The sequence below is a fragment of the Nannocystis bainbridge genome (assembly GCF_028368995.1).
GTDB classification, from domain to species: domain Bacteria; phylum Myxococcota_A; class Polyangia; order Nannocystales; family Nannocystaceae; genus Nannocystis; species Nannocystis bainbridge.
Genome location: NZ_JAQNDL010000001.1, coordinates 2,085,965 through 2,099,535, shown reverse-complemented (window position 1 = coordinate 2,099,535; position 13,571 = coordinate 2,085,965). Strand labels below are relative to the sequence as shown.

Annotated in this window: 11 protein-coding genes; 7 read left to right on the top strand and 4 right to left on the bottom strand. The window is 70.3% G+C overall.

Going from position 1 to position 13,571, the window contains the following annotated elements:
• The first annotated feature begins 124 nt into the window (after nucleotides 1–124).
• Nucleotides 125–1,393 carry a tyrosine/phenylalanine carboxypeptidase domain-containing protein gene (locus POL25_RS08155; RefSeq protein ID WP_272085347.1) on the top strand — a complete coding sequence of 423 codons (1,269 nt, stop codon included), beginning with the start codon at nucleotides 125–127 and terminating at the stop codon, nucleotides 1,391–1,393.
• A gap of 194 nt (nucleotides 1,394–1,587) precedes the next feature.
• On the opposite strand, the gene POL25_RS08150 is transcribed toward POL25_RS08155, so the two are convergent.
• A complete protein-coding gene (locus tag POL25_RS08150; protein ID WP_272085346.1) occupies nucleotides 1,588–2,403 on the bottom strand; it encodes a hypothetical protein in 816 nt (271 codons plus the stop codon).
• A gap of 90 nt (nucleotides 2,404–2,493) precedes the next feature.
• On the bottom strand, nucleotides 2,494–3,069 hold the full coding sequence (locus POL25_RS08145) for an NHL repeat-containing protein (protein WP_272085345.1): 576 nt from the start codon (nucleotides 3,067–3,069) through the stop codon (nucleotides 2,494–2,496).
• 127 nt (nucleotides 3,070–3,196) lie between these two features.
• Here POL25_RS08145 and POL25_RS08140 point away from each other — a divergent pair, with 127 nt between their 5' ends.
• The 5 genes from POL25_RS08140 to POL25_RS08120 all read left to right on the top strand — a co-directional run bounded on the left by POL25_RS08140 (nucleotide 3,197) and on the right by POL25_RS08120 (nucleotide 10,341).
• Nucleotides 3,197–5,254: a site-specific DNA-methyltransferase gene (locus POL25_RS08140; protein ID WP_272085344.1), complete on the top strand. Its 2,058-nt coding sequence runs from the start codon at nucleotides 3,197–3,199 to the stop codon at nucleotides 5,252–5,254.
• Between the two features lie 183 nt (nucleotides 5,255–5,437).
• Nucleotides 5,438–5,839, top strand: coding sequence for a TerB family tellurite resistance protein (locus tag POL25_RS08135; RefSeq protein WP_272085343.1), 402 nt, complete (start codon nucleotides 5,438–5,440; stop codon nucleotides 5,837–5,839).
• A 480-nt stretch (nucleotides 5,840–6,319) separates the two neighbouring features.
• Entirely contained in the window at nucleotides 6,320–7,774 is a 1,455-nt protein-coding gene (locus POL25_RS08130) for a glutamine synthetase family protein (RefSeq protein WP_272085342.1), read from the top strand.
• 406 nt (nucleotides 7,775–8,180) lie between these two features.
• On the top strand, nucleotides 8,181–9,173 hold the full coding sequence (locus POL25_RS08125) for a transposase zinc-binding domain-containing protein (RefSeq protein ID WP_272085341.1): 993 nt from the start codon (nucleotides 8,181–8,183) through the stop codon (nucleotides 9,171–9,173).
• Nucleotides 9,174–9,303: 130 nt separating this feature from the next.
• Nucleotides 9,304–10,341 (top strand): GlxA family transcriptional regulator, encoded by a 1,038-nt coding sequence (locus tag POL25_RS08120; protein ID WP_272085340.1) that lies wholly within the window; start codon nucleotides 9,304–9,306, stop codon nucleotides 10,339–10,341.
• A gap of 67 nt (nucleotides 10,342–10,408) precedes the next feature.
• On the opposite strand, the gene POL25_RS08115 is transcribed toward POL25_RS08120, so the two are convergent.
• Entirely contained in the window at nucleotides 10,409–11,455 is a 1,047-nt protein-coding gene (locus POL25_RS08115) for an alpha/beta hydrolase (RefSeq protein WP_272085339.1), read from the bottom strand.
• A 121-nt stretch (nucleotides 11,456–11,576) separates the two neighbouring features.
• Here POL25_RS08115 and POL25_RS08110 point away from each other — a divergent pair, with 121 nt between their 5' ends.
• Nucleotides 11,577–11,975, top strand: a complete 399-nt coding sequence (locus POL25_RS08110) for a hypothetical protein (RefSeq protein ID WP_272085338.1) — start codon at nucleotides 11,577–11,579, stop codon at nucleotides 11,973–11,975.
• Nucleotides 11,976–12,632: 657 nt separating this feature from the next.
• Here the strand turns inward: POL25_RS08110 and POL25_RS08105 are convergent.
• Nucleotides 12,633–13,364, bottom strand: coding sequence for a carboxyvinyltransferase (locus tag POL25_RS08105; protein ID WP_272087241.1), 732 nt, complete (start codon nucleotides 13,362–13,364; stop codon nucleotides 12,633–12,635).
• Nucleotides 13,365–13,571 lie beyond the last annotated feature (207 nt).

Below are 13,571 nucleotides of genomic sequence, written 5' to 3'. Positions count from 1 at the left end.
CGCGAGGCACGGTCGGCGCCGCTCGTGTCCGCCGCGCTCGACGTGGCCCCGGTGCGGTATCGGCGCGAGCCGCGGGCTTGGGAAGCGGGCCCTCGCGTGCGACCCTCGAGCGCGGAGGACGGCCGTGGATACCGCGCTCGAACAATTCGCAGACCTCGACGGCCGCCTGGTCGACGCCGCCAAGGACATCAAGGTGCTCAGTCAGCTGGCCTGGCCGCCGCAGGTCGGCGCCGAGTTCCTGGCGCGCTGGCACGCCGGCGACCCACGGCTGCCCGTGGTCGAGGCGCCGCGCGTGCGCTTCGACTCCAACATCCGCGCGCTGGCGTCGATCATGGGCGAGGCCGACCGAGACCACCCGGTCGGCCGCTATCTCTACCGCACCGCGCGCAGCTACAAGCTGGCGGCGGCGATGATCGAGCAGGCCGGCACGCCGGAGTTCACGGCCCGCTCGATCGAGCTGTACGGCGGTCCGCGCGACCCCGTCGGCCCGGGGCAGGTCAGCAACCTGTCGGCCGCCGAACAGTTCCTGGCGCTCACCGACGACTTCCGCGGCGAGGGCTACATCCCCGAACAGGACTTCTTCGTCACGCCCGAGCAGGCGGCCGACGCGCTGCGCGAGCGCATCACGCCGGTGTTCGGCGACCTGCCGATCGCGGTCGTCGTCGACCCCGACATGGCCGCCAAGGCGGCGGCCGGCCCGACCCGCGTGCGCCTGCGCGGCGCGACCTGCTTCAGCCCCTACGACGTGAGCCAGTTGGTCGAGCACGAGGTGTTCGTCCACTCGCTGACGGCCCTCAACGGCCGCGAACAGCCGCACGTGCGCTCGCTGGGGCTCGGGGCGCCGCGGACCACCGCGACGCAGGAGGGCCTGGCGACCTTCGCCGAGATGATCACCAACGCGATCGACCTGGCCCGCCTGCGCCGCCTGGCCCTGCGCGTCAAGGCCGTCGACCTCGCGCTGTCCGGCGGCGACTTCATCGACCTGTTCCGCTTCTTCCACGAGGCCGGCCAGGACCCGGGCGAGAGCTACCACTCGGCGGCGCGGGTGTTCCGCGGCGGCGACGTCGCCGGCAAGGTCGCGTTCACGAAGGACATCGTCTACCTGCGCGGCCTGCTCGGCGTGCACACGTTCTTCCTCAAGGCGATCCAGAGCGGCCGGCCCGAGCTGCTGCACCACCTGTTCTCGGGCCGCATGGCGCTCGGCGACGCGATCGAGCTCGACCCGTTCTTCCGCTCCGGCGCGCTGGCTCCGCCGCGCTTCGAGCCGGCGTGGGTCAAGAGCCGCGCGACCCTGGCGGCCTTCCTCATCTACTCGGTGCTCAGCACCTCGCTGCGGCTCACCGGTGTCGAGCTGACCGACTTCGCCGCCGACACCACCGACATGGCGACCTGAAGCCGCGCACCCGGCACATGGCGATCGGGACATGCCCGATCGGTCAGGTGTCGGCCGATGCCCAGATCCTGCGAGGCAGCTCACGGAACCTGGCGATCGGGACATGCTCGATCGGTCAGGTGTCGGACGCCCGCCGCGAGCCGCGAGGGAGCTCACGGGACCTGGCGATGGGGACATGCCCGATCGGGCAGGCGTCAGCCCGGCATCAGCGACGACTTGAAGCCGAGCGTGACGCGCAGCCGCTGGCCCGGCGTGTCGACGGTGTTGCCCATGGTCGTGTGGGTGGCGAGGTCGTTGTCGATCGCGTTGACCTCGGAGCCCGCGACGTAGTTGTCGCCGAGCCCGACGAAGCTGGCCAGGAAGCTGCCGAACTCGGACTCGTTGTTCTCGAAGTTGAGCGAGATCTCGGCCAGGTTCAACCCGCCGCCCGCGGGCAGCTTGGCCCCGAACGAGCCGGCGATCGTCAGGTAGCTGCCGAGCGGATCGAACACGCCGTCCACGTCGGAGTAATAGACGTCGTAAAACTCGACGCTGGTGCCCTCGATGTCGCGGTTGGCGTTGCTGAGCGGGTCGGGCAGCAGGGTGCTCAGCTCGGGCCCGTCGACGAGGAAGGTGAACTCCATGACGCCGCTGGTCGATTCGTAGAAGGTGATCGACTTGAGGCCGGGGATGTCCTTCGCCGGGATCGGCATCTCCGGCGGCAGGTCGAGCTTGGGCGCGAGCGTGGTGGTCGACGGATCGATCGGCCCGGTGGTCGAGGTGTCGACGGCGGTGGTGTCGGTGACGGCAGTGATGGTGACGGGCTCGTCGCTGGTGCCGGTGGTGGTCGTGCCGGTGGTGCCCGGGTCGCCGGTGGTGGTCGGCGCGACGTCGCCGCTGCTGCTCGAGCTCGAGGTCGGCGCGGTGGTGCCAGGCTGCGTGGTCGAAGCAGTGTCAGTGGCGTCGGCGCGACCCCCCGGGCCGCAGGCGGTGAGGACAGCGAGGAGGAGGCCGAAGCGATGCACGTGCATGACCCCGTGTTCCACGCCGCGCCGGCAGGTGTCAAACCCGCGGCTGCGGGTGCGCAGGCCCGCGCGCGCCGGGGCGTCGAAGCGCGCGCCTCAGCGACCGAGAGTTCGCACGTCGCCGCTGCGACTGACGTGCCGCCGCCCGCGAGCCTCGCTGACGACGAAGCCGCGGCCGTCGTCCGCCAGCGCGACGGCGATCGGCAACCAGAAGCGAGCGTGCTGGCCGACACCGTCGCAGTCGCCCTGCGCCCCGGGACAGCCGGCGAGCAGCGCGAGTCGATGGCTGCGCAGGTCGTAGCGCCACACCACGTGGTTGCGGGTGTCGGCGATGACGAGCCACTCGCCGTCGCACGCGAGCCCGCTCGGCGTGAACTCCTGGACATGGACGAGCGCGCAGATGTCGGCGAGCGTGATCGCGGTGTTGACCACGCCGGCGCGGGTGTCGACGCTGCGCACCGCGCCGTTGCCAGTGTCGGCGACGAACAGCAACGAGGCGCCGCCGGCAGCCAGCGCCCGCGGGCCGTGAAACCGGGCCTTGCGCCGCGGGCCGTCGACGCGCCCGGGCGCCCCGCGCGAGCCGGCGTAGACAGGATCGGCCTCGCTCGCGTCGGTGCCGATGAAGTGCTCGGCGGCGTCGCAGAAGTAACGAGGCGCAGCGGCGGTCGACATGGCCCGATCGCCAGTGTGCGCGATCCCGCCAGGACCGCCAAGAGGTGGCGCGATTTCGCCCCAGGTGTCCGAATCGGCCGCCTGTATGGCGTCCGGGCCCGGTTGAGGTCGAGTACGATGCACTGCGATGCCCAGGCGGACCAGCCCGACCGGAGGGCGAGTGGAGCTGACCTGGCCGGGCAAGGCCGAGCTCCCCGCGACGGTCGCGGCCGGGCCGCTGACGCTGCGCGAGCGCGACGGCGAGGCGAGCGGCTGGTGCGATCGACTGATCTGGGGCGACAACTCGCCGGCCCTGGCGGCGCTGCACGAGGAGCTCGGCGCCGCGGTCGACCTGGTCTACATCGATCCGCCGTTCGACGTCGGCGCGTCGCACTACTTAAGGAAGGGCGAGGTCGAAGTCCTGGCCTACCGCGATTCGTGGGGCGGCCCCGGCTATCTGTCGATGCTGTACCCGCGGCTGTCGCTGCTGCGGGCGCTGATGAAGCCGACGGCGACGATCGTGGTGCACGTCGGGATCCAGGTGTGCCACCACGTGCGCGTGGCGATGGACGAGGTTTTCGGGGCCGACAACTTCGTCAACCAGATCGCGTGGAAGCGCTATTCGGCCCACAACGACGCCGGCCAGGGGGCGCGCCGGCTGGGTGGGGTGCACGACGTGCTGCTGCTGTACGGGATGGGTCCGGAGCGGACGTGGACGACCCAGCGCGCGCCGTACGACAAGGACTATGTGGCCAAGTGGTACCGGCACGTCGAGCCGGGTACCGGCCGAAGGTTCATGTCGAGCCCGCTCACGGCCCCGGGCGGCGCGGCCAAGGGCAACCCGAGCTACGAGTTCCTCGGGGTGCGCCGGTTCTGGCGCTACGGCCAGGCGACGATGGAGACGCTGCACCGCAGCGGCCGCGTGTACCAGAGCCGCCCGGGCGCGGTGCCGCGGCAGAAGCAGTACCTCGACGAGCAAGAGGGGGTGCCGCTGCAAGACGTGTGGACGGACATCCGCGCGCTGCAGGGCACGCACACGGAGCGGGTCGGCTACGACACGCAGAAGCCAGAGGCGCTGCTCGAGCGGATCGTGCAGATGTGCTCGCGCCCGGGCGACCTGATCCTCGACGCGTTCGCCGGCTCGGGCACGACGGCAGCCGTGGCAGCCCGCCACGGCCGCCGGTGGATCGTGATCGACCGCTCGCAGCCGGCGTTCGCGGTGATCCGCCGGCGCCTGCGCGCGCAGTGTCGGCGCGGCGAAGCGGGGCCGTTCGCGGTGCACGACGCGCTGCCGGCCGCCCGGCGCGCGCTGATCGAACGCGTCGGCGAGGCGGAGCTGCGCGGGCGATTGCTGGCGCTGCACGGGGCGAAGACATGGCCCGAGGGACAGGTCATGGACGGGGCGGCCGGGGCGCCGGAGGCAGGCGCGGAGGCGCGTCCCGCAGGCCATCTCCCGGGGCGGAGCGGAGTCAGCCGATCCGAGGCGCCGGCCGCAGAGAGAGATGGACCGGTGATATGTCCCGAAGGACAGGCGCCATCCGGACCGCGCGGTACGATCTGCAGCGAGATAAAGATGGAGGAGGACAGATGTCCCGAGAGACAGGCCGCCCGCGCGGGCGGATGTCTCACCGGGACATGTCCCGATGGACATGTATCGGAGCGCGAAGCTGCCGCAGCACCGCTCCACGGCCGTCGCGGTGGGGCGGCCGTGGTGGTCGCGGTCGGCGAGCAGCGGCCGACCGCGTTCGACATCGAGGCCTGGCTGGCAGCGGCCCGGGCCGCGGGGGCGAGCGCGCTCGAGTTGATCGCGTGGGACTTCGATGCGCCGGCGCACGAGCTCGCCGGAGAGGCGGTGTCGCTGTGGGAGATCCCGCGGCCCTTCGCCGATGGCGAGGCGGTCGCGCCGGTGCGAGCGGCCCGGCTGGTGCTGGCGATCGAAACGACCACGACGGGGCGGGCGGTCCGGCTCGTCGACTACGCCGCCGCCGACGATGCGGGCGGAGCGACGCCGACGGGGCTCGATGCGCTCGTCGAGTGGGCGATCGACGACGCATGCGAAGGGGAGGTGTTCGCGCCGCGCTGGTCGACGCAGCGCGAGCGCGACGGGACGATGACTTCGCTGTCGCCGGAGTTCCCCGAGGGGCGCCCGCTGTGGCTCGAGGTCGTCGACGTCACGGGGCGAATCACGAGCCGCACGATCGCATGAGCTCGCGCGGCTGCGAGCGCGACGACCCCCGCGGAAGCAGCGAGCTCGGCCGAGGGACGCAGGGACGCCCCATCGGCCGAGGTTCAGCGAACCCACGCGCGGGCGCCGGCGGCTCGTGCGGCCGCAACCCCTTTGCGTTACCCTCGGCCGGCCGCGGGCGCTCGCCCGGGCGCAGAGGACGCGATGAAGCAGCACATCGAAAAGATCACCCAGCTCCTGCTCGGCGCCGCGTATGCCGACAAGCGCCTCGCGGGCGCCGAGATCACGCGGATCCGCTCGCTCCTCTCGACGTTGCTCGGCGGGGCCGAGGTGCCCGAGGAGCTGCTCCGCATGATCAACACGTTCAGCCCCGCGGCCTTCAATGTGCAGCAGGTCGCCTCCGCGCTCGACGACCTGAGCACCGAGGACAAGCGCAAGCTGCTCGAGCTGGTCGCCAGCGTCAACGATGCCGACGAGGAGCTCGACCTCGCCGAGGACATCTATCTGCGCACGCTGGCCGCGGCGCTCGGCCTCGACGAGGAGAAATACTCCGACCTCACGCTCGAGATCCTCGCCGGCGAAGAGCTGCACGGCCTCCTGGCCTGACGGGCGAGCCGGGTCGAGCTGCACGGTTCGCAGCTCGACTCGCTGCGAGATCTTCGCGGGCGGCCTGCTGCGCCGATGTACGCGCGGTCCCTGAGGCCATGGACGATCCGCGGCGAGGGCCGTGCCGCCCTCGCCACACGCTTCGCAACTCGAGCTGCTCGCCGCGACGAACTGCACGGCCGCCGGCCTCGCGTGCCGGGTCGGAGTTGCTCGAGCCGCACGGTTCGCAACTCGAGATCCTCGCCGCGGCGATGTGCACGGCGGCCGGCCTGACGCGCCAGGGTCGGAGTGGCTGGCGCCGCCGGGTTCGTGCCGCAGGGATCCTCGCCAGCGGAGCGCCGCAGGGTCTTCCGGCATGGCGTGTTTCCGCGCCCGGCCGCGCGGCAGGCGCGCTAAACTGCGACTTGGCGCACGCATCGGCTCATCAATTTAGACTAACGATGCTTGAAATTAGCTTAGTCGGAGGTCTATTTAGCCTCCATGTCCCGCTCTGAAGCCCCCTCTGCCCTCCGCGACTTCCTGGAGATCCCCTACGACAAGCTCGAGGAGCTGAATCTCGAGGTCAAGAACGCGCGCCTGGCTCGCCAGCCGCAGGACAAGGTGCGGGAGCAGCGGGTCAAGTACCTGACCGACGAGAAGCGGATCAAGGCCGTGACGGTGTGCTTCACCGACCTCGAGGGTCGGCTGCACATGCTCGACTACGACAAGAAGTTTTTGCTGCGCTCGGCCGACAACCTGACCTTCGACGGCAGCTCGGTGCGCGGCTTCTCGCAGCAGCACGAGTCGGACCTGCGCCTCAGCATCGATTGGTCGGCGTTCTACTGGCTGCCGTCCGACGTGTTCGGGCCGGGCAAGGTGTTGGTATTCGCCGAGGTCCGCGGCCAGGACGGCCTGCCGTACGTGGCCGACATGCGCGCGCGGCTCAAGGACTACGCCGCCGCGATGTACGAGAAGGAGGGCCTGGTCGCCCAGTTCGCCCACGAGATCGAGGGCTTCCTGTTCCGCGGCCGCGACGCCGAGCGCAACTACCCCGAGAGCGGCGCGTTCGATTTCATCTCCACCGGCGGGTACTATCATTCGCTGCCCGGCGACGCGCTGCGGCGATTCATCGACTCGGCGGCCGAGGTGCAGCGGGCGATGGGCTTCGGCAACGAGAAGGACCACCCCGAGGTCGCGCCGTCGCAGTTCGAGATGAACTTCATGCACACCGAGGCGCTGGTGGCCGCCGACCAGGTCCAGCTCTACAAGCTGCTGTGCCGCCAGGTCGCGCAGAACTACGACATGACCGCGTGCTTCCTGCCCAAGCCGGTCACCGGCATCAACGGCAACGGGATGCACACCAACATCTCGCTCGCGCGCAAGGGCACCAACCTGTTCCACGACAAGAACGGCGAGAGCGGCCTGTCCGCCTCGGGCTGGAGCTTCACCGAGCGGATCCTCAACAGCGCGTCCGACATCTGCCTGATCCTCAACGCCAGCGTCAACGCCTACCGCCGCCTCGACCCCCACTTCGAGGCCCCCAACCAGATCAAGGCGTCGGCGACCGATCGCGGCAGCATGGTCCGGATCCCGCTCGGCAACGAACGCTCGGCCCGCATCGAGGTCCGCTCGGTGGCCCCCGACGCGAATCCGTACATGACGGTCTACACATTGCTGCGCACCGGCCTCGAAGGCCCGCTGCCCGACCCGGCCGAGATCGCCAACAAGCGCGCCCGCACGCGGTTCCTGCCCGACAACGTGAATGACGCGATCCGCCTGTTCAAGTCGTCGAAGTTCGTCGCCGACCTGCTCGGCGAGCAGGTCCAGACCCGCTTCGCCGAGGTCAAGCAGGCGTCGGCCGAACGCTGCCCGCGCGCGCTCGGGTCGCTCATCAAGACGGCCGAGGTGCAGTTCCATCATGAGGTGACGAATCAGTATCTGTGGAACAAGTTCTGACCCACTCGCGCCGAAAGCTTCTCCGCTGCCAAAATGCCGCGGATCTCCACACGGAGGGGCTTTGGCGGGGAGGGCGACTTGCCACGGGTTGCCTCTGCGTGCCTCTGGCTGCCACAAATCTGCCCCAAAACCCGGACGATCTCGGGTAATCGTCTCGGCCGGCGATCCCTGCTGTCGTCGCTCTTGGGCGGTGGGGTGGCAGTTCGTGGCGCCCGTCCAGCAGGCGGGCCACCCAACCGGTCCGCGGGCCAGGACGTTACGACGAGGCGTGCGGGTTCGGTAGGGAGCTCGCCCGCTTGGTGAGCGGGTCGCGCGTGGCAGTGCGGGTGCAGGGGCGGGCGTTATGCCCGCCTGCGCGAGGCCGGGCATTTACGTCCCGCGGCAGACCCACGACTGCGATGCCGCCGTGCTCGTCCGACACCACCTGCCGGGCTTCCTCGCGCGCCTCGAGGAGGGCGGGCACGCGCTACCGGAGTTCGTCAGGGCGGAGCTCGAAGCGTTCGCGGGGTGCGGCGACTTCGAGAAGGGCTTCGTGCGGACGGCGTGCCGCCAGTGTGGCGACGAGCTGCTCGTACCGTTTTCGTGTAAGGGCGGGGGATTCTGCCCGTCGTGCATGGGTCGGCGGATGGCGGAAGGAGCAGCGATGTTGGTCGACCACGTGCTGCCAGCGGTCGGCTACGGGCAATGGGTCCTCTCCTTCGAGGGACCGCTGGCAGTGCGTCTGGGCTATGACCAGGCGCTCCTGGCGAAAGTCGCCGAGGGTCTCGCGCGAGCGGTGATGCACGACATGCGGTGGTCCGTCAAGGAGAGCCACGGCCTGTGCTCGGTAGCACCGCTTTCCGCCGGGGTGTTCACGGTGGTCCAGCGATTCCGCAGCGACCTCGGCCTCTACGTGCATTTGCATTGCCTCGTCACCGACGGCGCCTTCGAGGAGCTCGGCGCCGACGTGCGCTTCTTGCCCATTGCGACGCCGACGCCAGAGCGGCTGACGGCCGTGCTCGCGCAAGTCCACAAGGTCGTCGCCGCTGTCGCCGAGGACGACGACCGCGACGTGGACCCGGCGCTGGCCGCCTGCGTACAGCTCGGACTACAGGGTCCGCATCTGGCTCCGCCGTGCGAGCCCGTGGCCCGACCGCAGCTGACGGTGACGGCGTACGGCATGCACCTGCACGCCGCAACGACCGTCGACGGTCGCGACCGCAAGCAACTTTGTCGTCCGCGCCGGCCTCCAGTGCCGCGCTCGCGCCTCCCTTGTCGTTTGCCCGACGAGGAGTTCGTCTCGGCGTGCCCGTCGTGCCCAGGTCGACGATACCTGCCGACCGAGCTGACCCTCTTCATGGGACCTTGGGGCGTTCTCGTACTCGACACCTTCACGAAATTCCCTCTTCGAACCGCTTAAGCGCGACGCATCGTTTTTCTTTGAACCCCGGGCACCCGCAGAGGCCCTCCTGGCTGCCTGCGGGCCCGGCGACGTCTGTCGCTCACGAAGGGTGGCGCGTGCGTCGGTGGGGGCCTATCCTGGCCGCGCCATGGCACCCGGGGCGGATCGGCAGACGGCACGGATCGACGTCCAGCTCGCGGTGCTCGACGGCTTCTTCGCGTCGGGGCTCGCGGTGACGACGGACGTGATGGCGACGAGCAACATCGTCGGCGGGTCGTTCGCTCCCGGAAAGCTCCCGGAGTTTCGCTGGTCGGTTCGGACCATCGACGGCGGCCCCGTGCGTTCGAGCGGCGGCGTCGAGATCCGGCCCGATGGCGCCGTCGACCCGGCAGTAGGCGATATCGTGCTCGCCTTCGGCCCCGGCATGGCCGATGTCGGGCGTGTGCTCGCGGGCATCGTCAGGCCGGACGCGGTCGCGCTCGTGGCGGCGCTGCGCTCGGTCCACCAGCGCCAGGCCCTCATCGCTGCGAGCTGCTCGTCGACCTTCCTGCTCGCGGAGGCGGGCCTGCTCGATGGCCGCGAGGCCACGACCTCGTGGTGGCTCGCGCCGCTGTTTCGCAGCCGCTATCGCTCCGTCGACCTGCGGGCCGACCGGATCGTGTGCACATCGGGCACAGTCGTGACCGCGGCGGCCGCCATGGCTCAGCTCGATCTGACCCTCGCGCTCGTGCGCCGCCTCATCGGTCATGAAGTGGCGCACGCGTGCGCGCGCTACCTCGTCATCGACGAGGCGCGGACCTCCCAGGCCCCGTTTCTGGTGATGGAGCACCTGTCACGCCACGACGAGCTGGTCGCGCGCGCCGAGCGATGGATGAGCGCCCACCTGGATGCGCCGCTCAAGCTCGGCGACGTGGCGAGCGCGCTCGGTTGCAACGAGCGGACCCTGACGAGGCACTTCGTGGCCGCGACCGGGCTCGCACCCGCGCGATTCGTGCGCCAGCTGCGGCTCGAGACGGCGGCGCGGATGCTCTCCACGAGCGCTCTGGCGGTCGCCGAGGTCGGCCATGCGGTCGGCTACGAGGACGAGCGGGCCTTTCGCAGGGCGTTCATCGCTCACTTCGGCCGGAGCCCGCTCGCGTACCGCCGCGGGCATCGCACGGCGAGTGCGCGCAGCGAGCCGCGGTGATCACGACCGCTGCTCCGCGTGCGCGGCGAGCGGGCTGTCGAGGGGGCGAGTGGATCGACCTCGTATGTCAATGTCGGCCGAGCCAGGACGCGATATCCTCGATGACCTCGGCGTGCTCGGGCTCGTGGAGGAGATCGTGATAATAGCCGGGATAGAGCTCCAGATGCTTGTCCGCGACGCCGGCGCGGCGCAGCAGGTCGCGGCTGCCCTCGGGCGGCGTGATGCGGTCCGCGTCGCCATGAATGATCAGCACAGGGACGGAGAGCTTCTCCATGTTGCCCTGGATATGCTCGATGCCGGCGATCAGCGCGGCGGCGGTGCTCGCCGGGATCTTGCGGCGATCGACCCATGGATCGGCCCCGTCCACATCGCGGACGACCTCGGGATCGCGGGCGAACCAGCGCGGCCTGAGCTTCAGGATCCGCCAGTGCGGGTGCTTGCGTCCGAGCTTCCTGGTGATCTTCACCAGCCCGGGGCTCACCTCGGGGCCGAGACGGAGCGCCGGGGCGCTGAGTACGAGGCCCTTGAGGTCGCCCGGGTGCGCGAGCGCGTAGGTGGTGGCGAGCGCTCCGCCCATGCTGTGACCCATCATGAACAGCGGGACCCCGGGATCGGCCGCACGGACCGCGGCGACGAAGAGCTCGAGGTCGGCGATATACTCGCCGAGATCCGCGACGTACGCGCGCTCGCCGGCGGATCGCCCGTGACCGCGTAAGTCGAGGGCGTGCACGGCGAGACCCTGCCCGGTCAAATGCTCCGCGAGCGCAGCATATCGAGTGCCATGATCTTTCAATCCGTGGATCACGATGACTGCCCCCTTCACGGGAGTGGCGGGGCGCCACGACTGGGCATACAGCTCGACGCCGTCCCGGCCGCGCAGGTGGGTCTCGCGGTGCTCCACGCCGGCGACCGCCACCGGGACGGTCGGGGCCCGCACGGTCGGGGCGCACGCGGCGAGGAGGAGAATGAAGCAGAGCGCACGCATGGGTGCCGGACGATGGCGCGGGTCGGGGCCGCCGCGAAGGGCCGTGTCGGACAGAAGGCGGGCGCGACGGGACACTGCGAGCGGGCAGCGGCGCGGTGATCGCACCTGCTCTTGCGGCGTCGCGCCCATCGCCCAGCGGCCGTCACAACAACAGGAGGCGATGACGGTGGGAGCGGGTGGCCTGGAATGTCCGGCGTTTGTCCGGGTCGGCCCTTGGACTGGGGGCCGAACTGGCCGATGAAGACTTAAGATGAACGCTTCCAAATGCATCCACTTCTTCTCCCGCTTCTTTTTCGTGCTCCCGCTCGCGCTGACGCTGTCGGCCTGCGATCTCGGGGACCAGGGCGGCGACCTGCCCGGAGACTCGAGCGAGACCGGCGCATCGACGAACACCGAGGGTGGGTCGTCGAACACCAATGAGCCGGTCGAGAACACCACGGATGAACCGGGCTCATCCGTGCTCGACGAGGCGCCCGAGCTGATCCTCGCCGAGGGCGAGGGCTCGGTCCAGGCCCTGCCCCCGTGCCCGATCAAGTACCAGTGCACCTCGAACGGCTCGTGGTATTCCACGTCCGCCATCTGCAAGACGAACTGCTCGGGCGTCTGCATCGCGCAGGAGTACATCACCGGTTACTGCCTCCCCCGCTGATCGCGACGCGCCGCGGTGCGGCTATTCGCTTGGCGAATGCGGGGGGCGTGTCCAGAAGTCGTGTCAGGCTGACTCCGAGATCGCTCGCCACGGCGCGTACGAGACTATCGATATCCATCGCGGTCAAGCGCCCGGTGGTGATACGACGACGCCCGCATGCTCGCCGGTCGACCTCGCCCATTTCGCGGGGAGGTGTCGGCAACATATGCGCGCACGTCGGCCTCGGCCGCGAGAGGATCCGACGGCGAACGACATGCCAAGTTATGGGCGCAGTACCTGGGAGTCCCGCTCGGTATCCATGGGCAGCGGGACATGGAGTCGTGGCTCGAGAGCAGCATGCCCACGGTCTCCGCGTGGAGGCCCGAGCCGCCGGTGACCGTGTATACGAATAGTTTCGAGGGCTCGGGAGACCTTTCCGGCTGGCTGATCTGGCACAATTGCGCATCAGGACCCTGGTCCTCCGCCAGCAACGTCTTCCGCTACTACACCGCATCCGACAGCCCGGCGCCCGGTGGGGGCGCGTATGCCTTGCGGATGCGGACGACCGGCTTCACGTTGGGCGCGATTGTCGACCATGTAGAAGTACATCCACCTGGCCAAGGAGCAGGCGGCCCTTGAAGCGGCCGCGATGTGGGGCAATCCCGTGCCAAACTTGCCTCAAAGAGCCCCAAGTGGCCAAGAACACGCCACGTCAGCGACGTCGGCCAAACTGCGACCTGTGGAACAAGTTCTGACCCATCCTCGCCAGAAGCCCCTCCGCTGCCAAACGCCGCGGAGCTCCACCCGGAGGGGCTTTGGCGGGGAGGGAGACTTGCCACGGGTTGCGTCGGGCATGTCGGCCAGGTCGAGGTCGACGCCGCGCAGAGAACCTGTCCCTCGGACCAGATGGCCGTGCTCGCCATGCTCGACCGCGGCGCCCATGCGCGCGAGCACCTCGCCGAAGCGAGCGTCGCCTTGCTGGCTGGCGCGGCCGAGCCCGGGCACCGTGACCTCGCCGCCGTAGATCGCCGCCAGCGACCACAAGTAGGTCGCGGCCGAGGCGTCGGGCTCGACCCAGGGCCGCGCCGGGGTGCCCGGCTCGAGGACGATGCGCAGCGGGGCGGCGGCGAGCGCGGCGGCCAGCAGGAGGGCGGAGATGAACTGGGAGCTCGGCGGACGGGCCAGGCGGATCTCGCCGCCGCGCAGGCGGGCGCCCCTGATCTCGCACGGCAACGTGTCGTCGGCGCCGCGGCAGGCGATGTCGGCGCCCTGGGCCTGCAGGAGGCCCTCCATGGGCCGCTCGCGCATGCGGGCGCTGCCGTCGACGAGGCAGGCGACCGGGGAGGCGGCCAGCAAGGCGGCGAGGAAGCGCGCGGCGGTCCCGGCGGTGGCGACGTCGAGCGGACGCAGTGCCGCGCTCGGCCTCCTTGTCGTGACCTCCAGCGCCGCTCCTGCTGTTCACCGGTTGACCGCACCGGCCTCCAGCGCCGCGCTCGGCCTCCCTTGTCGTTTGCCCGACGAGGAGTCCGTCTCGGCGTGCCCGCCGGGCCCAGGTTCACGATACCTGCCGACCGAGAGCTCTGTAGAGCTGTTCGAGGTCGAGCATCATGGTTCACG